Origin of the sequence: Candidatus Regiella endosymbiont of Tuberolachnus salignus (assembly GCF_964020115.1) — a bacterium.
Taxonomy (GTDB): domain Bacteria; phylum Pseudomonadota; class Gammaproteobacteria; order Enterobacterales; family Enterobacteriaceae; genus Regiella; species Regiella insecticola.
Genome location: NZ_OZ026542.1, coordinates 1,742,985 through 1,765,256 on the forward strand (window position 1 = coordinate 1,742,985; position 22,272 = coordinate 1,765,256).

At 44.1% G+C, this 22,272-nt stretch carries 34 protein-coding genes; 30 read left to right on the plus strand and 4 right to left on the minus strand.

The features are described from left to right. Positions 1-24 precede the first annotated feature (24 nt). Complete coding sequence (gene fabY, locus AACL30_RS08885) at positions 25-948, minus strand: fatty acid biosynthesis protein FabY (protein ID WP_339056387.1); 924 nt, start codon at positions 946-948, stop codon at positions 25-27. Between the two features lie 193 nt (positions 949-1,141). Further along, positions 1,142-2,965, minus strand: coding sequence for a ribosome-dependent GTPase TypA (gene typA, locus AACL30_RS08890; RefSeq protein WP_339056388.1), 1,824 nt, complete (start codon positions 2,963-2,965; stop codon positions 1,142-1,144). A gap of 104 nt (positions 2,966-3,069) precedes the next feature. Between typA and AACL30_RS08895 the strand changes: the two genes are divergently transcribed. Both AACL30_RS08895 and glnA read left to right on the plus strand, forming a co-directional pair. Continuing rightward, positions 3,070-3,198: a hypothetical protein gene (locus AACL30_RS08895; protein WP_260200041.1), complete on the plus strand. Its 129-nt coding sequence runs from the start codon at positions 3,070-3,072 to the stop codon at positions 3,196-3,198. Positions 3,199-3,258: 60 nt separating this feature from the next. After that, complete coding sequence (gene glnA, locus AACL30_RS08900; protein ID WP_039906863.1) at positions 3,259-4,668, plus strand: glutamate--ammonia ligase; 1,410 nt, start codon at positions 3,259-3,261, stop codon at positions 4,666-4,668. Positions 4,669-4,746: 78 nt separating this feature from the next. On the opposite strand, the gene pyrE is transcribed toward glnA, so the two are convergent. Together pyrE and rph are read right to left on the minus strand one after the other, a co-directional pair. Next, entirely contained in the window at positions 4,747-5,406 is a 660-nt protein-coding gene (gene pyrE, locus AACL30_RS08905) for an orotate phosphoribosyltransferase (RefSeq protein ID WP_339056389.1), read from the minus strand. 176 nt (positions 5,407-5,582) lie between these two features. Then, a complete protein-coding gene (rph, locus tag AACL30_RS08910) occupies positions 5,583-6,329 on the minus strand; it encodes a ribonuclease PH (protein ID WP_339056390.1) in 747 nt (248 codons plus the stop codon). Positions 6,330-6,449: 120 nt separating this feature from the next. Here rph and AACL30_RS08915 point away from each other — a divergent pair, with 120 nt between their 5' ends. The 28 genes from AACL30_RS08915 (at position 6,450) to rpmD (ending at position 22,272) form a co-directional block, all read left to right on the plus strand. Further along, positions 6,450-7,313 (plus strand): YicC/YloC family endoribonuclease, encoded by an 864-nt coding sequence (locus AACL30_RS08915; protein ID WP_339056391.1) that lies wholly within the window; start codon positions 6,450-6,452, stop codon positions 7,311-7,313. A gap of 4 nt (positions 7,314-7,317) precedes the next feature. Then, positions 7,318-7,698, plus strand: coding sequence for a sulfurtransferase complex subunit TusC (gene tusC / locus AACL30_RS08920; RefSeq protein WP_339056392.1), 381 nt, complete (start codon positions 7,318-7,320; stop codon positions 7,696-7,698). 12 nt (positions 7,699-7,710) lie between these two features. Continuing rightward, the gene (tusB, locus tag AACL30_RS08925) at positions 7,711-8,139 is read left to right on the plus strand and encodes a sulfurtransferase complex subunit TusB (RefSeq protein ID WP_422389538.1); all 429 of its coding nucleotides are present in this window, start codon (positions 7,711-7,713) and stop codon (positions 8,137-8,139) included. After that, entirely contained in the window at positions 8,136-8,285 is a 150-nt protein-coding gene (locus AACL30_RS08930; protein WP_339056393.1) for a hypothetical protein, read from the plus strand. Before tusB ends, AACL30_RS08930 begins: the two co-directional genes overlap by 4 nt. A 315-nt stretch (positions 8,286-8,600) precedes the next feature. Then, complete coding sequence (gene rpsL / locus AACL30_RS08935) at positions 8,601-8,975, plus strand: 30S ribosomal protein S12 (RefSeq protein WP_339056394.1); 375 nt, start codon at positions 8,601-8,603, stop codon at positions 8,973-8,975. A 92-nt stretch (positions 8,976-9,067) separates the two neighbouring features. Next, positions 9,068-9,538: a 30S ribosomal protein S7 gene (gene rpsG / locus AACL30_RS08940; RefSeq protein ID WP_006704107.1), complete on the plus strand. Its 471-nt coding sequence runs from the start codon at positions 9,068-9,070 to the stop codon at positions 9,536-9,538. A 96-nt stretch (positions 9,539-9,634) separates the two neighbouring features. Next, entirely contained in the window at positions 9,635-11,740 is a 2,106-nt protein-coding gene (gene fusA, locus AACL30_RS08945; RefSeq protein WP_339056395.1) for an elongation factor G, read from the plus strand. Positions 11,741-11,811: 71 nt separating this feature from the next. Continuing rightward, the gene (gene tuf / locus AACL30_RS08950) at positions 11,812-12,999 is read left to right on the plus strand and encodes an elongation factor Tu (RefSeq protein ID WP_339056396.1); all 1,188 of its coding nucleotides are present in this window, start codon (positions 11,812-11,814) and stop codon (positions 12,997-12,999) included. 316 nt (positions 13,000-13,315) lie between these two features. After that, positions 13,316-13,627, plus strand: coding sequence for a 30S ribosomal protein S10 (gene rpsJ, locus AACL30_RS08955; protein ID WP_339058434.1), 312 nt, complete (start codon positions 13,316-13,318; stop codon positions 13,625-13,627). A gap of 31 nt (positions 13,628-13,658) precedes the next feature. Then, the gene (rplC, locus tag AACL30_RS08960; RefSeq protein WP_422389539.1) at positions 13,659-14,444 is read left to right on the plus strand and encodes a 50S ribosomal protein L3; all 786 of its coding nucleotides are present in this window, start codon (positions 13,659-13,661) and stop codon (positions 14,442-14,444) included. Positions 14,445-14,459: 15 nt separating this feature from the next. Then, positions 14,460-15,065, plus strand: coding sequence for a 50S ribosomal protein L4 (gene rplD, locus AACL30_RS08965; protein WP_339056397.1), 606 nt, complete (start codon positions 14,460-14,462; stop codon positions 15,063-15,065). Beyond that, positions 15,062-15,364 (plus strand): 50S ribosomal protein L23, encoded by a 303-nt coding sequence (gene rplW / locus AACL30_RS08970; RefSeq protein WP_339056398.1) that lies wholly within the window; start codon positions 15,062-15,064, stop codon positions 15,362-15,364. The genes rplD and rplW overlap by 4 nt, the downstream gene beginning before the upstream one ends. An 18-nt stretch (positions 15,365-15,382) precedes the next feature. Next, positions 15,383-16,210: a 50S ribosomal protein L2 gene (gene rplB, locus AACL30_RS08975; protein WP_339056399.1), complete on the plus strand. Its 828-nt coding sequence runs from the start codon at positions 15,383-15,385 to the stop codon at positions 16,208-16,210. A 21-nt stretch (positions 16,211-16,231) separates the two neighbouring features. Next, complete coding sequence (rpsS, locus tag AACL30_RS08980; protein WP_339056400.1) at positions 16,232-16,510, plus strand: 30S ribosomal protein S19; 279 nt, start codon at positions 16,232-16,234, stop codon at positions 16,508-16,510. Between the two features lie 14 nt (positions 16,511-16,524). After that, positions 16,525-16,902, plus strand: a complete 378-nt coding sequence (gene rplV / locus AACL30_RS08985) for a 50S ribosomal protein L22 (RefSeq protein WP_339056401.1) — start codon at positions 16,525-16,527, stop codon at positions 16,900-16,902. After that, the gene (rpsC, locus tag AACL30_RS08990; protein WP_339056402.1) at positions 16,880-17,620 is read left to right on the plus strand and encodes a 30S ribosomal protein S3; all 741 of its coding nucleotides are present in this window, start codon (positions 16,880-16,882) and stop codon (positions 17,618-17,620) included. Before rplV ends, rpsC begins: the two co-directional genes overlap by 23 nt. Beyond that, a complete protein-coding gene (rplP, locus tag AACL30_RS08995; protein ID WP_339056403.1) occupies positions 17,620-18,030 on the plus strand; it encodes a 50S ribosomal protein L16 in 411 nt (136 codons plus the stop codon). Before rpsC ends, rplP begins: the two co-directional genes overlap by 1 nt. Further along, positions 18,030-18,224, plus strand: coding sequence for a 50S ribosomal protein L29 (rpmC, locus tag AACL30_RS09000; RefSeq protein ID WP_339056404.1), 195 nt, complete (start codon positions 18,030-18,032; stop codon positions 18,222-18,224). The genes rplP and rpmC overlap by 1 nt, the downstream gene beginning before the upstream one ends. Then, on the plus strand, positions 18,221-18,475 hold the full coding sequence (gene rpsQ, locus AACL30_RS09005; RefSeq protein WP_339056405.1) for a 30S ribosomal protein S17: 255 nt from the start codon (positions 18,221-18,223) through the stop codon (positions 18,473-18,475). The genes rpmC and rpsQ overlap by 4 nt, the downstream gene beginning before the upstream one ends. 167 nt (positions 18,476-18,642) lie before the next feature. After that, the gene (rplN, locus tag AACL30_RS09010; RefSeq protein ID WP_339056406.1) at positions 18,643-19,014 is read left to right on the plus strand and encodes a 50S ribosomal protein L14; all 372 of its coding nucleotides are present in this window, start codon (positions 18,643-18,645) and stop codon (positions 19,012-19,014) included. A 10-nt stretch (positions 19,015-19,024) separates the two neighbouring features. Beyond that, the gene (gene rplX, locus AACL30_RS09015) at positions 19,025-19,339 is read left to right on the plus strand and encodes a 50S ribosomal protein L24 (protein WP_339056407.1); all 315 of its coding nucleotides are present in this window, start codon (positions 19,025-19,027) and stop codon (positions 19,337-19,339) included. A gap of 15 nt (positions 19,340-19,354) precedes the next feature. Further along, positions 19,355-19,894 (plus strand): 50S ribosomal protein L5, encoded by a 540-nt coding sequence (gene rplE / locus AACL30_RS09020; RefSeq protein WP_339056408.1) that lies wholly within the window; start codon positions 19,355-19,357, stop codon positions 19,892-19,894. Positions 19,895-19,902: 8 nt separating this feature from the next. Next, entirely contained in the window at positions 19,903-20,229 is a 327-nt protein-coding gene (gene rpsN / locus AACL30_RS09025) for a 30S ribosomal protein S14 (RefSeq protein WP_339056409.1), read from the plus strand. Between the two features lie 32 nt (positions 20,230-20,261). Next, positions 20,262-20,654: a 30S ribosomal protein S8 gene (rpsH, locus tag AACL30_RS09030; RefSeq protein WP_176487031.1), complete on the plus strand. Its 393-nt coding sequence runs from the start codon at positions 20,262-20,264 to the stop codon at positions 20,652-20,654. Positions 20,655-20,668: 14 nt separating this feature from the next. After that, positions 20,669-21,202, plus strand: coding sequence for a 50S ribosomal protein L6 (gene rplF, locus AACL30_RS09035; RefSeq protein ID WP_339056410.1), 534 nt, complete (start codon positions 20,669-20,671; stop codon positions 21,200-21,202). A gap of 9 nt (positions 21,203-21,211) precedes the next feature. After that, complete coding sequence (gene rplR, locus AACL30_RS09040; protein ID WP_339056411.1) at positions 21,212-21,565, plus strand: 50S ribosomal protein L18; 354 nt, start codon at positions 21,212-21,214, stop codon at positions 21,563-21,565. Between the two features lie 12 nt (positions 21,566-21,577). After that, positions 21,578-22,078: a 30S ribosomal protein S5 gene (rpsE, locus tag AACL30_RS09045; RefSeq protein ID WP_339056412.1), complete on the plus strand. Its 501-nt coding sequence runs from the start codon at positions 21,578-21,580 to the stop codon at positions 22,076-22,078. Positions 22,079-22,086: 8 nt separating this feature from the next. Beyond that, positions 22,087-22,272, plus strand: a complete 186-nt coding sequence (gene rpmD / locus AACL30_RS09050) for a 50S ribosomal protein L30 (protein WP_339056413.1) — start codon at positions 22,087-22,089, stop codon at positions 22,270-22,272.

A 22,272-nucleotide genomic window follows, 5' to 3' on the forward strand; every position in this document is an offset into this window, starting at 1 on the left:
AACACCTTTTAATCCTCACACTCTTTAATTCTTAGATCCTGCTGTAACCATATAGGTTCCTGAGAATAAAGCCCCTTTATTATTTAGATTTTCTTTATTATCACTGAACAAATTAACCTCTAACTGCACTCTAGCCTTACATCCCCGTGCTAAACGATCAAGATCACCACAAAAAGAGCTTAAATCCGCAACCGCTTTTGGTCTGCCGGTAATCGGCTTGCTATAACGCACATGAGAATCGGCAAGAATAATAGCTCCCCCTAGATTACGTTCCCGCAACAATAACCAAATCAATCCCCAGCCGGTCAGTGTGGCGAGTGAAAATAAGCTTCCGGCAAACAAGATCTGATGTGGATTTTGGTTTCCTGCTTCAGGCATGGTGGTAACAAAACTCTGTCCGGTATATTGGCTGATACGTATCCCCATTTTTTCACTCAGAGGAATATTGTCATACCAAGCTTGCTGAAGTTGAGTACACCAATCAGGGCGATGCAGAATATCGTCCATCGTCGCCACCGGTTTAATCATCAAAAAATGACGTATTGGGGTTGTTTGAGACGCCGTCATCTCTCCTTGACTGACAAAACCTAATTTAGCAAAAAATCCCACAGTGTCTTCACGAGCACTGCAAACAACACGTTTTACGCCCTCTTGGCGGGCAACCGATTCTAACGTCATCGCCACTAAGGTACCGAACCCTTTAGCGCGCAGGGTGGGATCTACTGCCAGAAAACGGATAGAGGCTTCATTATCAGCATTAATATAAAGCCGCCCTATAGCAACGGGTTTACCTCGCCTATCGACCACCATCTGATGATGGGCAAAGGCATCATAAGCATCTTTTTCCGATCCCTTAGGTTGATGTAATGGTTTACGCAACATTTCCCAACGAAATTGGTAATAATCTTTTATTTCTTGTTCTGTTGTGGGTACACGTAGGTGGTACATAAAACCCATCTCCCAGTCTCGAAATCTCTTGTATAACCTTCGCCTTTGAAGCCGCCGCGTGTTGGCTGCGGGCGTTCGCCGAATCACGTAGTACGTCTACGCTCATCGGTCTCACGCCTTGGCCGCCTAGCAGCAACTTCAAGGGATGTGGGTATAACGTGAACGACGGTTTTGCAAAAAGTCTAATAAAAAATTATATCTCTTTGCGACCTCGAGTAGCACGCTTACGATCATTTTCTGTGAGATGGCGTTTACGAATGCGGATAGAGAGTGGCGTTATTTCTACCAATTCGTCATCATCGATAAACTCTAATGCTTGTTCCAACGACATTTTGATGGGGGGAACCAGCGTAGTCGCTTCATCCGTACCTGATGCACGCATATTGGTTAATTTTTTACCGGTCAAACAGTTAACAGTCAAATCATTAGAACGAGAATGAATACCGATTATTTGGCCTTCATAGACTTCTGCTCCGTGACCTAAACACAGTTTTCCTCGATCTTGTAAACTAAATAAGGCAAAAGCAACCGCTTTACCCTGACCGTTAGAAATTAGCACACCATTCTGACGCTGACCGATTTCCCCCGGCTTTACATCATCATAATGGCTGAAGGTTGAGTAAAGTAACCCGGTACCTGATGTCAGGGTCATAAATTCAGTCCGAAAACCAATCAGGCCTCGGCTTGGGATCTCATAATCTAAACGGACACGCCCTTTGCCGTCAGGAGCCATATCCTTAACATCGCCTTTACGCCCACCCAAGGCTTGCATAACCGCACCTTGATGTTGTTCTTCAATATCCAAGGTGACGTTTTCAACAGGCTCTTGAACGCGGCCGTCCACTTCACGATAGATCACTTTAGGGCGCGATACCGCCAGTTCAAACCCTTCACGGCGCATATTTTCAATCAATACTGACAAATGAAGTTCACCACGACCGGAGACACGGAAGGCATCAGCATCCTCCGTCTCTTCTACCCGCAACGCGACATTATGTACCAATTCTTTTTTCAGGCGCTCTAATATCTGACGTGAGGTAACATATTTACCTTCTTTACCACAAAATGGCGAAGTATTAACACAGAAGTACATGTTAACAGTAGGTTCATCAACAGAAAGGGCGGGGAGCGCTTCAACCGCATTAACATCACAAATGGTATCTGAGATATGCAATTCGTCAAGACCCGTAATAGCAATGATATCACCGGCTTCCGCCAAGGTGGTTTCAATACGTTCCAAGCCCAGATGGCTGAATACTTTACCCACTTTGCCATTACGGGTTTTACCTTCACTATCAATAATACTCACTTGTTGATTAGGTTTAACCGTACCGCGTTTGATGCGCCCGATACCGATAACACCAACATAGCTATTGTAATCCAACTGGGAGATCTGCATCTGTAATGTGCCATTAGCTTCAACCTGTGGGGCTGCGACCTTATCAACAATAGTTTGATACAATGGCGTCATATCAGTCGCCATTTTTTCATGTTCAATACCTGCGATCCCTAGCAATGCCGATGCATAAATAACCGGAAACTCGAGTTGTTTATCAGTAGCACCTAACTTGTCAAACAAATCAAATACCTGATCAAGCACCCAATCCGGTCGCGCCCCAGGGCGATCCACTTTATTGATCACCACGATGGGATTCAAACCATGCGAAAACGCCTTTTGCGTCACAAAACGTGTCTGTGGCATTGGGCCATCCAGCGCATCGACCACCAGCAGCACCGAGTCAACCATCGACAATACACGCTCAACTTCGCCGCCAAAATCGGCATGCCCCGGGGTATCGACAATGTTAATACGGTAATCTTTCCACTTAATGGCCGTATTTTTTGCCAGAATAGTGATCCCGCGTTCTTTTTCCAGATCGTTGGAATCCATGACACGCTCTGTTGCTTCAACGCGCGCATCAAAGGTACCAGACTGTTGTAGCAATTTATCAACCAGGGTGGTTTTTCCATGGTCAACGTGTGCGATAATGGCGATGTTACGTAAATTTTCAGTCACAGCTTTTGCCTCAAGCATTTACAAATAGCGCATTGTACACGCATTAAGCTAGGGACTAAACAAGTGGTTAAACCTTTTAATCAGTTAATTACGCGTTATACCCAATGAATTTCGAGTTACGGCAAGGCGGCAAGGGCGACCGACCGATGAGCGTAGACATACTGCGTGATTCGGCGAGCACCCGCAGACAACAAAGCCGTAACTTGAAAGACGAAGGGTATAGTATATTTTAAGACTGAATATTACAGGCTGGTCGAGGAGAAATACGATGATAACCCCAGGAGATGATAAGTATGTCCGTTGAAGACGTTATGACGATGCTGAAAAATCATGAAGTGAAGTTTGTCGATTTACGTTTCACTGATACCAAAGGAAAAGAACAGCACGTCACTCTTCCTTCTAGTCAGATCAATGCTGATTTCTTTAAAGAAGGCAAAATGTTTGATGGCTCTTCTATTGCTGGCTGGAAGCCAATCAACCAATCTGACATGCTGCTAATGCCAGACACCGACACAGCAGTACTGGATCCCTTTTTCGAAGACACCACTTTACTGATTCGTTGTGATGTCCTCGAACCCGATACTCGACAAGGTTATGCGCGTGATCCACGTTCTATTGCTAAACAGGCCGAAGCTTATTTAAAAGCATCCGGCGTCGCTGACCAGGTATTCTTCGGACCCGAGCCTGAATTTTTTCTTTTTGATGATGTTCGCTTTGGCAGCAGCATTTCAGGTTGTCACGTTTCCATAGACGATATTGAGGGGGCATGGAATTCGAGTACGAAATATGAAGGCGGCAACAAAGGTCATCGCCCTGCGGTAAAAGGGGGTTATTTTCCCGTTCCTCCCATTGATTCTTCACAAGATTTACGTTCTACCATGTGCTTAACGATGGAAGACATGGGGCTAATCATTGAAGCGCATCACCACGAAGTCGCGACGGCAGGTCAGAATGAGGTAGCCACTCGCTTTAATACCCTGACGAAAAAAGCCGATGAAATCCAAATTTATAAATATGTCGTGCACAATGTTGCTCATAATTTTGGTAAAACGGCCACTTTCATGCCAAAGCCTATGTTTGGTGATAATGGGTCAGGCATGCACTGCCATATGTCTTTGTTAAAAAATGGCGAAAATTTATTCTCCGGCGATAAATACGGCGGTCTGTCCGAAATAGCGCTATTTTATATTGGCGGTATTATCAAACATGCTAAAGCCATCAACGCATTTACGAATCCAACGACCAATTCTTATAAACGTCTGGTACCTGGTTACGAAGCGCCGGTCATGTTGGCTTATTCGACGGCTAATCGCTCTGCTTCTATTCGTATTCCGCTCGTCTCTAATCCAAAGGCTCGTCGCATTGAAGTTCGTTTTCCCGATCCAGCCGCCAATCCGTATTTGGCTTTTACCGCTCAGCTGATGGCAGGGTTGGATGGCATTATCAATAAAATTGATCCCGGTGTGGCGATGGACAAAGATTTATATCATTTGCCGTTTGAAGAAACACAGAAAATTCCAAAGGTAGCCAGTTCTCTAGAAGAAGCGCTCATGGCATTAGATGGAGATCGTCAGTTCTTGAAGCGCGGTAATATTTTAGACGATGAGACTATCGATGCTTATATTGCTTTGCATCAAGTAGAAGTGGAACGTATTCGCATGACGCCTCATCCGCTTGAATTTGAGATGTACTACAGCGTTTAATTTAATCACTCGTTTTACTGTAGAAAAAGCCTATCTCACCGATAGGCTATTTCTATGCCTATTAAAGAGGAAATCGAGTTAAAATTTAATACCATAATCTCTGTGATATTCATTCATCGCGTTCAATTGTTTAACCCACTTAGGCTCTTCTTCTTCCAAATTTGTTAAATAAGTGATTACGTCACTAAGCGTCACAATAGAAAAGACTTTACACTGATAGCATTGCTCAACTTCTTGAACCGCAGAAATTGCCTGATCGCCGCGTTCTTGTCGGTCTAATGCAATCATCACACCGGCTAATGAGGCGCCTTGCGCATTAATGATGCCCATCGATTCACGAATGGCTGTCCCCGCAGTGATGACATCATCGACCAATATAACGCGCCCTTGTAACGGGCTGCCGACTAACATGCCTTTTTCACCATGATTTTTAGCCTCCTTACGATTAAAACAGTAAGGAATGTCTTTATCATGATGATTAGCCAAAGCGACAGCGGTGGTGGTAACAATAGGAATGCCTTTGTAAGCAGGACCGAATAAGAGGTCAAATTCAATACCAGCCGCCATTAATGCGGCGGCATAGAAACGGCCTAATTTTGCGAGATCTCTACCTGTATTAAACCGCCCGGCATTAAAAAAATAGGGGCTCACTCGCCCAGACTTTAATGTGAACTCGCCAAAGGTTAAAACCTGTTTATCGATGGCAAATTTAATAAAATCACGTTGATAATCTTTCATCGGTTTTTTCCTCAATTGAGCATCGCTCAAGGAGATTTGAATAGGCTCTATACCCTTCGCCTTTCAAGCTACGGCGGCGTTGGCAGCGATCTCTCATCCTCTGTCATGTACTACTTGTACACTCCTGGGATTCGATTGATTGCCGCCTTGCCGTAACTCGAAATTCATTGGGTATATTAAAGACAGGAATTTATCGCTAAAGCGGCTTTTTGGGCTTGAAAAATAGTCCCTATACCGCCACGTGCCAATGCCAATAATGTTAACAATTGTTCATGACTGAATGGTTTGCCTTCTGCGGTTCCCTGTACTTCAATCATCTGATAATCTTCCATCATCACGACATTCATATCAGTTTCAGCATTAGCGTCCTCGGTATATTCCAGATCACACAAATATTCCAGATCACCTAAGGCTTCATTTTTGACGATACCGACCGAAATCGCCGCAACCAATCCTTTCATCGGATTTTTTTTCAACTTCTTTTTGAGCACCGCTTTTTCCAACGCATCAGCCAATGCCACACTGGCACCGCTGATCGCGGCAGTACGGGTGCCCCCATCAGCTTGCAACACATCACAATCAATAGTGATAGTGTGCTCACCGAGTTTTTGCAGATCAACAGCCGCCCTGAGCGAACGCGCGATCAAACGCTGAATTTCTAATGTACGCCCCCCTTGTTTCCCCTTCGCCGCCTCCCGGGCATTACGGCTATGAGTAGAACGAGGGAGCATGCCATATTCAGCGGTGATCCAGCCTTGCCCTTTACCTTTGAGAAAACGCGGGATCCCTTCTTCTATCGTCGCGGTACACAAGACCTTAGTGTCACCAAATTCAACCAACACTGAACCTTCAGCGTACTTTGTATAATGACGGGTTAGGGTTAAAGGGCGGACTTGCTCAGCTGCTCGGCCTGCTAAACGCATGGATTTTCTCCAGTTTCAATCGATATGGAGAGGCATTATAGAGCCTAAGTGATGATATACCTATCCTCACCGAAGCAGTAAGACTATAATCTTTCTCTTTTAGGATAGGTCAACATAATCATGATCCGCAGCATGACAGCGTACGCTAGGCGCGATATTAAAGGCGAATGGGGCAGCGCTTTCTGGGAACTTCGTTCCGTTAATCACCGCTATTTAGATACCTCTCTTCGTTTGCCAGAACCCTTTCGTGGCCTAGAGCCACGTATCCGAACGCACCTTCGAAGCCGTTTGACGCGCGGAAAAGTAGAATGTAATTTGCATTTTCAATCGGATGGCAATGCGCAAAAACCGCTTATCCTCAACGAAAAATTAGCCGAACAGCTAGTAGAGGCCGCTAGATGGGTCAAAAGGAAAAGTGATGAAGGTGAAATCAATCCGCTTGATATCTTACGTTGGCCTGGCGTGATGGTAGCAGAAGAGCAAGATCTAGACGTTATTAGTGATGAGTTGATGCCAGCTTTAGAGCTCGTATTAGATGATTTTATCCAGTCTCGTAAAATAGAAGGCGAGGCATTGAAAAAAATGATTGAACATCGTCTTGAAGGCATGAATAAAGAAATCGCTAACATACGGATTCATATGCCTGCTATTTTACAATGGCAACGTGAACGATTATTAAGCAAATTAGACGAAGCAAAAATCCAACTGGAAAATACGCGCCTGGAACAAGAACTTTTACTCATTGCTCAACGCATTGATGTTGCCGAAGAGCTGGAGCGTTTAGACTCCCACATAAAAGAAACACGCCATATTTTAAACAAAAAGGAAGCTGTGGGCCGGCAGCTTGATTTTATGATGCAAGAATTTAATCGTGAGTCAAACACCTTGGCCTCGAAATCAATCAACACTGATGTCACTAACGCTGCCATTCAACTTAAAGTGTTAATTGAGCAGATGCGTGAACAGATCCAAAATATTGAGTAAACCCATGATAAAAAACGCCAGTAAATCTGTAGCTTTTGTTTTTACTCAAGCTCCACATGGCTCTGCAGCGGGCAGAGAGGGATTAGACGCTTTGCTTGCCACCTTGGCCTTTACTAAAAATGAAAATATTGGCGTTTTTTTTATTGCAGACGGTGTATTACAGCTTTTATCTCAGCAACAGCCAGAAAAAATTTTGGCGCGAAATTATATTGCCACCTTTAATCTTCTGACTTTGTATGAGGTAAAAAAATGTTATCTATGTGAAAGGTCACTCCAACAGCGTGGATTAAGCAAAACTAATAACTGGCTCCTTACCGTAGAAATACTTCCTTTAGCCGATGTACGCGATAACTTAAAGCAATACGATACGGTACTGACATTTTGAGGTCTATACCCAATGAATTTCGAGTTACGGCAAGGCGGCAAGGGCGACCGACCGATGAGCGTAGACATACTACGTGATTCGGCGAGCACCCGCAGACAACGCCGCCGTAACTTGAAAGGCGAAGGGTATAACCAAGGTATCTGGGATATCAACATGTTATACACTGTTAGCCGCTCTCCTTACCAAAGCGATTTATCTTATTTATTAGCATTAGTGACCCCAAAAGATGACATCTTATTTTTACAAGATGGCGTAACGGCAGTAATAAAAGACAGTGAGATATTTAACAACCTATTGAGTCAATCGAAAAATCTATTTGCGTTAAAAGATGACTTATCGGCACGGGGTTTGAACGAAAAAATATCAGAAATTGTTACCGTAATCGACTATGCTGGTTTTGTTGACTTAACTGTAAAGCATCATCAACACTTTGCCTGGTGATCCCGACGCTATACCCTTCGTCCTTGAAGTTACCGCTAGGCGGCCAGGCTGTGAGGCCGATGAGCGTAGATAGACTACCTGATGAGGCGAATACCCACAGCCAACAACGCGGCGGCCTCAAAGGCGAAGGGTATATAACGCTTTAACATGGCTCTTTAATACTTCTGTCAACGGTTCTATTGTTGTATATTTCTTGACTCCTTGTATAGTCAGCCATAGAATTCCGCGTCCCTATATTTTACTAGCGGTACGAAAGACTGCCTGCAAAACCGTAGGGCGGGGCGTAAAGTTAAGGCACCCGGCGCGCAGCAACCGCTTAGAGCCTGTCCCAAATCTTCTTGAATGAAGATGCTAAGCACCGCATAACGTAGAATTGATGCCACGCAGTAAGTTATACAAATAGTTTAATATTGGACAGATTTATCACCGTTTACATAGCAAAGAGCTAGGAGTTTTTTATAATGACAACGATTAACCAGCTGGTTCGTAAGCCTCGCCGCAAGAGGGCTGCAAAAAGCAACGTTCCTGCGTTGGCTTCTTGCCCGCAAAAACGTGGTGTCTGTACCAGGGTATACACTACTACACCGAAAAAACCCAACTCGGCACTACGTAAAGTATGCCGGGTACGTTTAACTAACGGTTTTGAAGTCACCTCTTATATTGGTGGTGAAGGACATAACTTGCAAGAGCACTCGGTGATTTTGATCCGCGGAGGTCGTGTTAAAGATTTACCCGGTGTACGTTACCACACTGTCCGTGGAGCGCTCGACTGCTCTGGCGTTAAAGATCGTAAACAAGCTCGCTCCAAATATGGTGTGAAGAAGCCAAAGGCTTAATGATTACTTCGTTAAGTAAGGCCAAACTATTTAATGTCAAAATAAACTCATCGAGTTTTGGACACCCCTGAATTAACAACGGAGTTATTTCCATGCCACGTCGTCGTGTTATTGGTCAACGTAAAATTTTGCCCGATCCTAAATTTGGATCTGAGCTACTGGCCAAATTTGTTAATATTTTAATGGTAGACGGTAAAAAATCTACTGCCGAAGCTATTGTCTACAGTGCCTTGGAAGAATTAGCCAAGCGCTCTGCTAAAGCGCCTTTGGACGCTTTCGAAATCTCACTTAACAACGTACGTCCGACGGTAGAAGTTAAATCCCGGCGGGTAGGTGGTTCCACTTATCAGGTGCCCGTTGAAGTTCGTCCGGTTCGCCGTAATGCACTGGCAATGCGTTGGCTCGTTGATGCTGCTCGTAAACGCAGTGATAAATCAATGGCTGTACGCTTGGCGCATGAATTGTTTGACGCGCTAGAAAACAAAGGCTCTGCTGTTAAAAAACGTGAAGATGTTCATCGTATGGCGGAAGCTAACAAAGCGTTCGCTCACTACCGCTGGTAATGATTAAGAGCAGTGTCATTTATGATATTTCCCCATGCAGCAGGCAGAAAACAGCCCTCGCATGGGATAAATTGAACGCTCTAGGAGATAAACAAAATGGCTCGTCAAACACCCATTGAGCGCTATCGTAACATCGGTATCAGTGCTCATATCGACGCCGGTAAAACCACCACCACTGAACGTGTTTTATTCTACACCGGTGTTAACCATAAAATTGGTGAGGTTCACGAAGGCGCAGCAACTATGGACTGGATGGAACAGGAGCAGGAACGAGGTATCACTATTACTTCTGCTGCGACAACCTGTTTTTGGTCTGGTATGGCTAAACAGTTTCAACCCCATCGTATCAATATCATTGACACCCCAGGACACGTTGATTTTACTATCGAAGTAGAACGTTCTATGCGTGTTCTTGATGGTGCAGTAATGGTTTACTGCGCGGTGGGTGGTGTTCAACCACAATCTGAAACCGTATGGCGTCAAGCGAACAAATATAAAGTGCCCCGCATCGCGTTTGTAAACAAGATGGATCGTATGGGGGCAGATTTCCAAAAAGTCGTTAAACAACTCGAATCACGCCTAGCGGCACGCCCTGTAGAAATTCAGTTGCCAATCGGCAAGGAAGAAAACTTCACCGGTGTGATCGATCTTGTCAAAATGAAGGCAATTAAATGGAATGAAACAGATCAAGGGGTGACGTTCGAATACGAAGATATCCCGACGAATATGAGTGAACAGGCCAATGATCGTCGCCTCCATGTGATCGAAGAAGCGGCTGAAGCATCAGAAGAGTTAATGAACAAATATCTCAATGGTGAAGAGCTAACTGAAAAAGAAATCAAGCAGGGTTTACGTCAGCGGGTCTTAAACAATGAAATCATCCTAGTAACCTGTGGTTCTGCCTTTAAAAATAAAGGCGTGCAGGCCATGTTGGATGCCGTAGTTGAATATCTTCCAGCACCAACGGATGTGGCCGCCATTAATGGTATCTTGAATGATGGGAAGGATACCCCTGCCGAACGTCATGCCAACGATGACGAGCCCTTTTCTGCGCTGGCCTTCAAGATTGCCAATGATCCTTTTGTTGGCAGCCTGACTTTCTTCCGTGTTTATTCTGGGAAGGTTAAGTCTGGTGAGGAGATATTTAATCCAGTAAAAGGAAAAAAGGAACGCCTTGGTCGCATTGTACAAATGCATGCTAACAAGCGGGAAGAAATTAAAGAAGTTTATGCGGGTGATATTGCTGCGGCTGTTGGCTTGAAAGATGTCACCACCGGCGAAACACTTTGCGATAAAAATAAGCAGATAATCTTAGAACGGATGGAATTTCCGGAACCCGTCATCTCTGTTGCTGTAGAGCCTAAAACCAAAGCTGATCAAGAAAAAATGAGTATTGCTTTGAGTCGCCTGGCAAAAGAAGACCCTTCATTTCGTGTTTCCACTGACGAAGAATCCGGTCAAACCATCATGGCAGGTATGGGTGAACTGCACCTCGATATCTTATGTGATCGGATGCGCCGTGAATTTAATGTAGAAGCTAATGTAGGTAAACCTCAGGTTGCTTACCGTGAAACGATTCGATCCACTGTCGAACAAGAAGGCAAACACGTTAAACAGTCTGGTGGCCGTGGTCAATTTGGTCATGTATGGTTACGTATTGAACCTTTGGAGCCTGGTGGGGCGGGTTATGAATTTGTTGATGCAATCAAAGGTGGTGTTATTCCGAAAGAATACATCCCCGCGGTAGATAAAGGTATCCAAGAACAACTGAAAAATGGTGTTTTGGCGGGATATCCGATTGTTGATATAAAAGTTACCTTATTTGACGGATCCTTTCATGACGTTGACTCCTCTGAACTGGCGTTTAAAATTGCGGGTTCTGTAGCCTTCAAAGAAGCCTTCATGAAAGCCAAGCCCGCATTGTTAGAACCCATCATGCAAGTTGAAGTTGAAACACCAGAAGAGTATATGGGTGATGTTATCGGTGATTTGAACCGTCGTCGTGGTATGATCGAAGGTATGGAAGATACCGCGACCGGTAAAACGATTCGTGCTCAGGTTCCGTTGTCTGAAATGTTCGGTTATGCTACAGATCTGCGTTCTCAGAGTCAGGGGCGTGCCTCTTATTCTATGGAATTTCTGAAGTACCAAGAAGCGCCGCCTAACGTCGCTCAGGTCGTTATCGAAGCTCGTAAAAAATAAATTTACGGAGCTAAAATTTAGATTAGTGCTTCTTTGAATTTACAAAAAGCATCAGACTGAGGAATATAATTGTGTCTAAAGAAAAATTTGAACGTACAAAACCGCATATTAATGTAGGTACCATTGGTCACGTTGATCATGGTAAAACAACCTTAACCGCTGCCATTACTACCGTATTGGCCAAAAAGTATGGCGGTAGTGCAAAGGCATTTGATCAGATAGATAACGCGCCGGAAGAAAAAGCACGCGGAATTACTATCAATACCTCTCATGTTGAATATGACACGGAAAAACGCCATTATGCACATGTTGACTGCCCAGGGCATGCCGATTACGTGAAAAACATGATCACCGGTGCCGCTCAAATGGATGGGGCAATTTTGGTTGTTGCCGCAACTGATGGTCCCATGCCGCAAACACGTGAACACATCTTGTTAGGCCGTCAAGTCGGCGTTCCTTACATGATCGTATTTATGAATAAATGCGACATGGTTGACGATCAAGAATTGTTAGAATTGGTTGAAATGGAAGTTCGTGATTTGCTGACTGAGTATGGTTTTCCTGGTGATGATACCCCGGTGATTAAAGGCTCAGCGCTAAGAGCACTAGAAGGTAAAGAAGCAGAGTGGGAAGAGAAAATCATCGAACTTGCTGAAGCCTTAGATAACTACATCCCTGAACCAGAGCGTGCTATTGATCAGCCATTTTTGTTACCTATTGAAGATGTCTTCTCTATTTCTGGCCGTGGCACTGTAGTAACCGGTCGTGTAGAAAAGGGGATTATCAAAGTCGGTGAAGAAGTGGAAATTGTCGGTATTAAATCTACAACTAAGACTACCTGTACCGGTGTTGAAATGTTCCGCAAACTACTAGATGAAGGCCGTGCTGGTGAAAACGTAGGTATTTTGCTCCGTGGAACCAAACGTGAAGAGATCGAACGCGGTCAGGTTTTATGTAAGCCAAAAAGTATTACCCCTCACACTAAATTTGAAGCAGAGGTTTATATTTTAACCAAAGACGAAGGTGGTCGTCATACAGCTTTCTTTAGTAATTACCGCCCTCAGTTTTACTTCCGCACCACGGATGTAACCGGTAGCATCAAGTTGCCAGAAGGGATTGAAATGGTCATGCCAGGTGACAAAATAAAACTAACGGTTACCTTAATTTCCCCCATCGCGATGGACGAAAGCTTAAAGTTTTCCATTCGTGAAGGTGGCAAGACTGTGGGCGCAGGTGTAGTGACTAAAATTATCGAGTAAGGCATAAACAAAAAGGGCAAGCATAACGCCCTTTTTGCCATTTTTAACGCCTATTCTAATTTATTTTAGCAAGTTTCTTAGTAGATCCTTAACACTGTCTTGCTTCCTACCTTGATTTACGTATAATCCCGCTGGCCTGCCGAATATCTGTAGGTCAGGTTATAAGGCTAGCCTGTCAGCGGGTACGCTATTTTAGGTGCCGAAACAACACTCCCAATAGGGGAGTTATATGTTGAACGACTGTACTTACTCCCATTGGTTGAAATGGATTAAGCAGCAGTCTGTTGCTTTTATAAATAATTGGAGCTCTGGTCTAATGCAGAAGCAAAGAATCCGTATTCGTCTAAAAGCGTTTGATCATCTCTTGATTGATCGATCCACCGATGAAATTGTCCGAACGGCAAAGGGTACTGGTGCGCAAGTTCGGGGTCCTATTCCGCTGCCGACCCGCAAAGAGCGTTTTACCATCCTGATTTCTCCACACGTCAATAAAGACGCCCGTGATCAGTATGAAATTCTTACTCATAAGCGTCTGATTGACATCGTTGAGCCAACCGAGAAAACCGTTGATGCTCTGATGCGTCTGGATCTGGCTGCCGGTGTCGATGTGCAGATCAGCCTGGGTTAATCAGGTCATTGAACGATTAGGGGTTGAAACAATGACTAGTAAAAATGAAATGGGTTTAATCGGTAAAAAATTGGGTATGACACGTATCTTCACAGAAGAAGGTGTTTCAATCCCAGTCACTGTTATCGAAATTGAAGCAAACAGAGTGACTGAGGTTAAGACCTTGGATACAGATGGTTATTCTGCTATTCAAGTCACTACTGGTACTAAAAAAATCAGGTGTAAGGATATCCGGAAAAACAAAAAGGAAGAAGTTGAAGTTAAAGTTTTTAACAGACACGCAATTAATAAAGCCTCAGCAGGCCATTTTTTGGGAACTAAGACTACCCGTGAACAAAAACCAGACCGGGATAATCCTGAAAAAATAAATATAGAAAAGAAAATATTACAAAATAAAACACCGGTAATGGCTGGCCGTGGGTTGTGGGAATTTCGGATAGCAGAAGCCCAAAAATTTTCGCGTGGCGAAGAAATAACCGTTGAAATTTTCGCCGATGTTAAAAAAGTTGACGTTACTGGAACATCGAAAGGTAAAGGTTTTGCAGGGGTAGTAAAGCGCTGGAACTTCCGTACTCAAGATGCCACCCACGGTAACTCTTTGTCTCACCGTGCACCGGGTTCTATCGGTCAGAATCAGACGCCGGGAAAAGTATTTAAAGGCAAAAAAATGGCAGGTCACCTGGGTGATGAACGTGTAACCGTTCAAAGTTTAGATGTAGTGCGTGTTGATGCTGAGCGCAACTTACTGCTGGTCAAAGGTGCTGTACCGGGAGCAACCGGTGGTAACCTGATCGTTAAACCTGCTGTCAAGGCGTAGCGTCGAGGAGATAGAATGGAATTGGCAATAAAAGACACGCAAGGTGTGCTGACGGTTTCTGAAACTACCTTCGGGCGTGTGTTCAATGAGGCGCTAGTACATCAGGTGGTTGTTGCTTACGCAGCAGGCGCTCGTCAAGGTACTCGTGCTCAAAAAACGCGTGCTGAGGTGACAGGCTCCGGTAAAAAACCTTGGCGTCAAAAAGGTACTGGCCGTGCACGGGCTGGTTCTGTAAAGAGTCCAATCTGGCGTTCCGGTGGTGTAACTTTTGCCGCTAAGCCTCAGGATCACAGTCAAAAAGTTAATAAAAAGATGTACCGTGGTGCATTAAAAAGTATTCTGTCTGAGTTGGTACGCCAGGATCGTCTAATCGTCGTCAAAGATTTTTCTGTAGAAGCACCTAAGACTAAGCTATTACTGCAGAAACTGAAAGAAATGGCTCTGGAAGATGTGTTGATCGTAACTAAAGAAGTCGCTGATAATCTGTTCTTAGCCGCTCGTAATTTGTATAAAGTTGACGTTCTTGATGTTGCAGGTATCGATCCCGTCAGCCTGATCGCTTTTGACAAAGTGGTTATGACTACTGATGCAGTACAGCAAATTGAGGAGATGTTGACATGATCCGTGAAGAACGTCTGCTAAAAGTACTGTGTAAACCACAGGTATCGGAAAAAGCGACTCTAGTGATGGAGAAGCACAACACTTGCGTGTTTAAAGTCATGAAAGATGCGACTAAAGCAGAAATTAAAGACGCGGTGAGTAAATTATTCGAAGTCAAAGTCAAAAACGTAAACACCTTGCTAGTAAAAGGTAAGGCGACGCGTCATGGTAAGCATGTTGGTCGTCGTAGTGACTGGAAAAAAGCTTACATTACCTTGGAAGAAGGCCATACGCTGGATCTCAGCGGCAGCACAGAGTAAGTCGAAGGAGAGCAAACAATGGTACTACTTGTTAAATGTAAACCTACATCTCCGGGTCGTCGTCACGTTGTTAAAGTGGTGAACTCTGAGCTACACAAGGGTAAGCCATATGCCCCGCTGCTTAAAAAATTAAGCAAAAGCGGTGGCCGTAACAATAACGGTCGTATTACTACCCGTCATATCGGTGGTGGACATAAACAACATTATCGTCTAGTGGATTTTAAACGTAGTAAAGACGATATCCCAGCTGTGGTTGAACGCCTGGAGTACGATCCAAACCGTTCTGCCAATATTGCGTTAATTTTATATCGAGATGGTGAACGCCGTTATATATTAGCGCCAAAAGGGCTAAAGTCAGGTGATTCCATCCAATCAGGTGTTGACGCTCCTATAAAAAATGGAAACTGTCTACCGATGATCCACATACCAGTGGGTACAACAGTACACAACATAGAGATGAAACCAGGTAAAGGTGGCCAATTGGCACGTTCTGCTGGTGCTTACGTTCAAATTGTTGCTCGTGAAGATGCCTATGTTACCCTGCGTCTACGTTCTGGTGAAATGCGTAAAATTTTGGCTGATTGTCGCGCTACTATAGGTGAAATAGGAAATGCCGAACATATGTTACGTGTTTTGGGAAAAGCAGGTGCGAGTCGTTGGCGCGGTATCCGTCCCACTGTCCGTGGTACGGCGATGAACCCAGTCGATCACCCTCACGGTGGTGGTGAAGGTCGTAATTTTGGTAAACACCCAGTAACACCTTGGGGAGTTCAAACCAAAGGTAAAAAAACGCGGAATAACAAACGTACTGATAAATTCATCGTACGTCACCGTAGTAAAAAATAACTATATATTAGAGGATAAGCCATGCCACGTTCTCTCAAGAAAGGTCCTTTTATAGACCATCACTTGCTGAAGAAGGTAGAGAAGGCGTTGGAAAGCGGAGATAAAAAGCCAATTAAAACTTGGTCCCGTCGTTCAATGATCATTCCACAAATGGAAAATTTGACTATCGCTATCCATAATGGTCGCCAGCATGTTCCCGTGTTTGTTTCCGAAGAAATGATCGGTCACAAATTAGGAGAATTTGCATCGACCCGTACTTATCGTGGCCATGTGGCCGATAAAAAGGTTAAAAAACGTTAAGGTAGGAGGAAGAGATGGAAACTATCGCTCAACATCGCCACGCTCATTCTTCTGCTCAGAAGGTGCGTCTTGTGGCAGATCTGGTTCGTGGTAAACCAGTAGCGCAAGCTCTGAATATTCTGACTTATACCAATAAAAAGGCAAGTGCTTTGGTTAAGAAAGTGCTGCAGTCTGCTATTGCTAATGCAGAACACAACGATGGCTCTGACATAGATGATTTGAAAGTTGCAAAAATTTTCGTAGACGCGGGTCCTAGCATGAAAAGGACTATGCCTCGTGCAAAAGGCCGCGCTGATCGTATCCTAAAGCGTACCAGCCACATTACTGTGATCGTGTCTGATAAAATAGCTGAGACTCTGGAGACTAGCAATGGGTCAAAAAGTAAATCCTAACGGCTTTAGGCTAGGTATTGTTAAAGATTGGGACTCTACCTGGTATGCTGTTAATGACAAAGAATTTGCTGACAATTTAGCCGGCGATAAGAAAATTCGTCAGGTTTTGATGGAGAAGTTAGACAAGGCATCTGTTTCTCGTATCGTTATCGAGCGCCCAGCAAAGAGCATCCGTGTAACTATTTATACCGCTCGACCTGGCATCGTTATCGGGAAAAGAGGTGAAGACGTAGAAGAGTTACGGAAGAAAGTAGCTGATATTGCTGCTGTACCTTCACAGATTAATATTCAAGAAATTCGTAAGCCTGAACTCGACGCAAAATTAGTCGCTGATAGTGTCGCTTCACAATTAGAGCGTCGTGTCATGTTCCGTCGTGCAATGAAACGTGCCGTACAAAACGCTATGCGATCTGGCGCTAAAGGTATCAGAATTAACGTCAGTGGCCGCCTTGGTGGTGCTGAAATTGCACGTACTGAATGGTATCGTGAAGGTCGTGTCCCCTTGCATACTTTGCGTGCGGATATTGATTACAGCCTCTCTGAAGCACATACCACGTACGGCGTTATTGGTGTTAAGGTATGGATCTTTAAAGGCGAGATTCTAGGTTTAATGCACGAAGTAAAAAAAACGGCAGATTTGAATACTTCTCGACCTAAAGAAGAGCGGCAACAAGAAAAACGGCAGCAGCGTAAAAGCAATAAAAAGGAGACTCGCTGATGTTACAGCCAAAGCGTACAAAGTTTCGTAAAATGCAGAAAGGCCGCAATCGTGGTGTAACCATAGGTGCAAAAGTTAACTTTGGTGATTTTGGCTTGAAAGCTTATGAGCGCGGTCGTTTGACTGCTCGTCAAATTGAAGCAGCCCGTCGGGCGCTGGCACGTGGAATTAAGCGTCAAGGTCAAATTTGGACTTGTGTATTTCCAGACAAGCCTATCACCCAAAAACCACTAGAAGTACGAATGGGTAAAGGTAAAGGCAACGTAGAATATTGGGTTGCCCTAATTCAACCAGGAAAAATGTTGTTTGAAATGAATGGTGTTTCCGAAGAAACCGCCCGGGCAGCATTTGATTTAGCGAAAGCCAAGCTACCGGTAAAAACCACCTTTGTAACTAAAACGGTGATGTAATGAGAGCACAAGAGCTGCGTGAAAAAAACGTTGAAGAGCTGAAAGCTAAACTGCTCGACCTGCTACGTGAGCAATTTAACATGCGCATGCATGCGGCTACAGGTCAGCACCAACGATCTGATTTGTTTAAAAAAGTCCGTCGAGAGGTTGCACGCGTTAAGACTTTACTGACAGAAAAGCAGGTGTGTAAATGAGTAAAAAAATCCGTACTATGCAAGGGCACGTAGTCAGTAACAAAATGGAGAAATCCATTGTTGTTACCATAGAGCGAATAGTGAAACATCCAATTTATGGTAAATTCATAAAACGTACGACGAAGCTGCATGCACATGACGAAGAAAATCAATGTAGTATCGGTGATATAGTAACGATCCGTGAATGCCGTCCACTGTCAAAGACTAAATCTTGGACTCTTGTTGCGATCATAAAAAAAGCGATCTCATAAGTGAATAATGAATCGAGTAAGCTGCTCAACAACAGGATGTTTGTTTTTCTACCTATAAGTTAACAGCAGTGTTACAATGCGATGCCCTTGTTCAAGCGGCCTATTTTGGATTTTAGATACCAATTTGGGTTTTAGATAACAGTTATTAATATTAGCGGAGCACTAACATGATCCAAGGACAGACTATGCTGAACGTAGCCGACAACTCCGGTGCACGTCGCGTAATGTGTATCAAGGTTCTAGGTGGTTCGCACCGTCGTTACGCAGGCATCGGCGACATCATCAAAATCACCATCAAAGAAGCAATTCCTCGTGGCAAGGTGAAAAAAGGCGATGTACTGAAAGCGGTAGTGGTGCGCACTAGAAGGGGTGTACGTCGCCCAGATGGTTCTATGATTCGCTTCGATAGTAATGCTTGTGTTATTTTAAATAATAACAATGAGCAACCAATCGGTACCCGTGTTTTTGGGCCTGTGACTCGTGAACTGCGCAATGAAAAGTTCATGAAAATTATTTCTCTGGCACCAGAAGTACTCTAAGGAGCGAACTATGGCAGCGAAAATCCGTCATAATGACGAAATTATCGTGTTAACCGGAAAAGATAAAGGTAAACGCGGGAAAATAAAGAGTGTTTTGCCTAAGGGTAAAGTTATTGTTGAAGGCATTAACCTGGTTAAAAAACACCAAAAACCAGTTGCCTCTTTGAATAAGCCTGGTGGCATTGTTACGAAAGAAGCGGCTATTGAAGTTTCTAACGTTGCATTATTTAATGCAACAACCGGCAAGGCTGACCGCGTAGGTTTTAGGTTTGAAGATAATAAAAAAGTACGTTATTTCAAATCTAATAAAGAAACTATAAAATAAACTTGGAGTAGTACGATGGCGAAACTGCATGATTACTACAAAGATGAAGTAGTAAAACAACTGATGGAGCAATGTGGTTACAGTTCTGTCATGCAAGTCCCTCGGATCGAGAAGATCGTCCTGAACATGGGAGTTGGTGAGACAATAGCTGATAAAAAATTATTGGATAACGCCGCCGCTGATTTGACTGCAATCTCTGGCCAAAAACCGCTTATCACCAAAGCACGTAAATCTGTTGCAGGCTTTAAAATCCGTCAGGGCTATCCGATAGGCTGTAAAGTGACTTTACGTGGCAAACGTATGTGGCAATTTTTTGAACGTTTAATTGCTATTGCTGTCCCTCGTATTCGTGATTTTCGTGGTTTATCTCCTGAATCATTTGATGGACGTGGCAACTATAGCATGGGTGTTCGAGAGCAAATCATCTTCCCAGAAATTGACTATGATAAAGTTGATCGCATACGGGGTTTGGATATTACTATTGCTACCACTGCAAAATCTGATGATGAAGGTCGCTTATTGTTAGCGGCGTTTAACTTTCCATTTCGCAAGTAGGGTTACTTATGGCTAAGCAATCATGTAAAGCACGCGAAGTTGTGCGTGTAAAAATGGCTAACAAATATCGAGAAAAACGCGAAGCATTAAAAAAAATTATCTCTGCGGGTATGACTATATCTACTGATGAAAAATCATCTGGTAATGCAGTTTGGGATGCTGTTCTTAAACTGCAGCAGCTACCGCGTGATTCCAGCCCGTGTCGCCAACGTAATCGCTGTCGTCAAACTGGTCGCCCGCACGCCGTCTTGCGAAAGTTTGGTTTGAGCCGTATGAAAGTCCGTGAAGCCGCTATGCGCGGTGAAATACCGGGTCTTAGAAAGGCTAGCTGGTAAAGGTTACCAATTAATCACGGGAGTAAAAACAGATGAGCATGCAAGATCCGGTTGCGGATATGCTGACCCGCATTCGTAATGGACAATCCTCGAAAAAAATCGCGGTCACCATGCCTTCTTCCAATTTGAAAGTGGCAATTTCCAATTTGCTAAAAGAAGAAGGTTATATTGAAGATGTTAAAATTGAAGGCAACACTAAACCCGTTTTGGAATTAAAACTTAAATATTTCGAAGGGAAGGCAGTGGTCGAAACAATTCAACGTATTAGCCGCCCAGGTTTACGTATCTATAAGAAAAAGGATGAGTTGCCAAAAGTGATGGGTGGCTTGGGTATCGCTGTTGTTTCTACCTCTAAGGGTGTTATGACTGATCGTGCAGCTCGCAAAGCTGGTCTTGGTGGCGAGATTATCTGCTACGTAGCTTAATTTCGGAGGAAAGCATGTCTCGTGTTGCAAAAGCACCCGTCGTCATTCCTGCCGGTGTAGAGGTAAAACTCAACGATCAGGTAATTTCGATTAAGGGTAAGAATGGCGAGCTGACTTATACTGTTCATCCCGCCGTTAAAGTAGAAGTAACAGAAAAAAATACATTGATTTTTGAGTTACACCAAGGTGCTGACAATTGGGCTCAAGCGGGTACCACTCGTTCATTGATTAATGCAATGATTATCGGTGTTACTGAAGGTTTTACGAAAAAACTGGTACTGGTAGGTGTAGGTTACCGTGCATCAGTTAAAAATAATTGGGTAGAATTGGCTTTAGGTTTTTCTCATCCTATTAAACATCAGCTGCCACAAGGCATTACTGCTGAATGCCCTAGCCAAACTGAAATTGTGCTGAAAGGGGCAAATAAACAAGTTGTTGGTCAGGTTGCGGCAGATCTGCGTGCCTACCGACGTCCGGAGCCTTATAAAGGCAAAGGTGTCCGTTACGCTGATGAAGTTGTGCGTATAAAAGAAGCTAAGAAAAAGTAAGGTAACACTATGGATAAGAAAACAGCTCGTATCCGTCGTGCGACCCGCGCACGACGTAAGCTAAAAGAACTGGCGGCGACCCGTTTAGTGGTACACCGTACTCCGCGCCATATTTATGCGCAGGTTATCGCTCCAAACGGTTCTGAAACTTTGGCAGCCGCTTCTACATTAGAAAAGGCTATCAATGGGCAATTGAAATCTACCGCTAACAAAGATGCCGCAGAAGCAGTAGGTAAAGCTATTGCACTACGTGCATTGGGAAAAGGAATTGAAAAAATCTCCTTTGACCGTTCCGGTTTCAAATATCATGGTCGAGTCAAGGCACTGGCAGAAGCTGCCCGTGACGCTGGCCTTCAGTTCTAAGGTAGAGGCAAGATGGCGAACATCGAAAAACAAGCTGGTGAACTGCAAGAAAAACTAATTGCGGTAAATCGGGTATCTAAGACGGTAAAAGGTGGTCGTATTTTCAGCTTTACCGCTCTTACAGTAGTAGGGGATGGTCAGGGACGTGTTGGCTTTGGCTATGGTAAAGCTCGTGAAGTACCTGCAGCAATCCAAAAGGCAATGGAAAAAGCACGGCGTAACATGGTAGATATTGCATTGCATAATGGGACGCTACAGCATCCCGTTAAAGGTGCTCACACAGGCTCTCGTGTGTTTATGCAACCGGCTTCTGAAGGTACCGGTATTATTGCCGGCGGTGCCATGCGGGCTGTTTTGGATGTGGCTGGTATTCACAACGTATTAGCCAAAACCTACGGTTCTACTAACCCAATTAATGTGGTTCGTGCAACTGTTAATGCTCTGGCAAATATGAAATCGCCAGAAATGGTCGCTGCAAAGCGTGGTAAGTCCGTCGAAGAAATTCTAGGGTAAAATAAACCATGGAAAAGACTATTTTTAAGATAACTCAGACTCGCAGCGCTATCGGTCGTTTGCCTAAGCATAAAGCGACCCTCCGTGGTTTAGGTTTGCGTCGTATTGGTCATACTGTAGAGCGTGAGGATACTGCTGCTATACGTGGTATGGTCAATTTGGTTTCCTATATGGTTAAAATTGAGGGGGAGTAG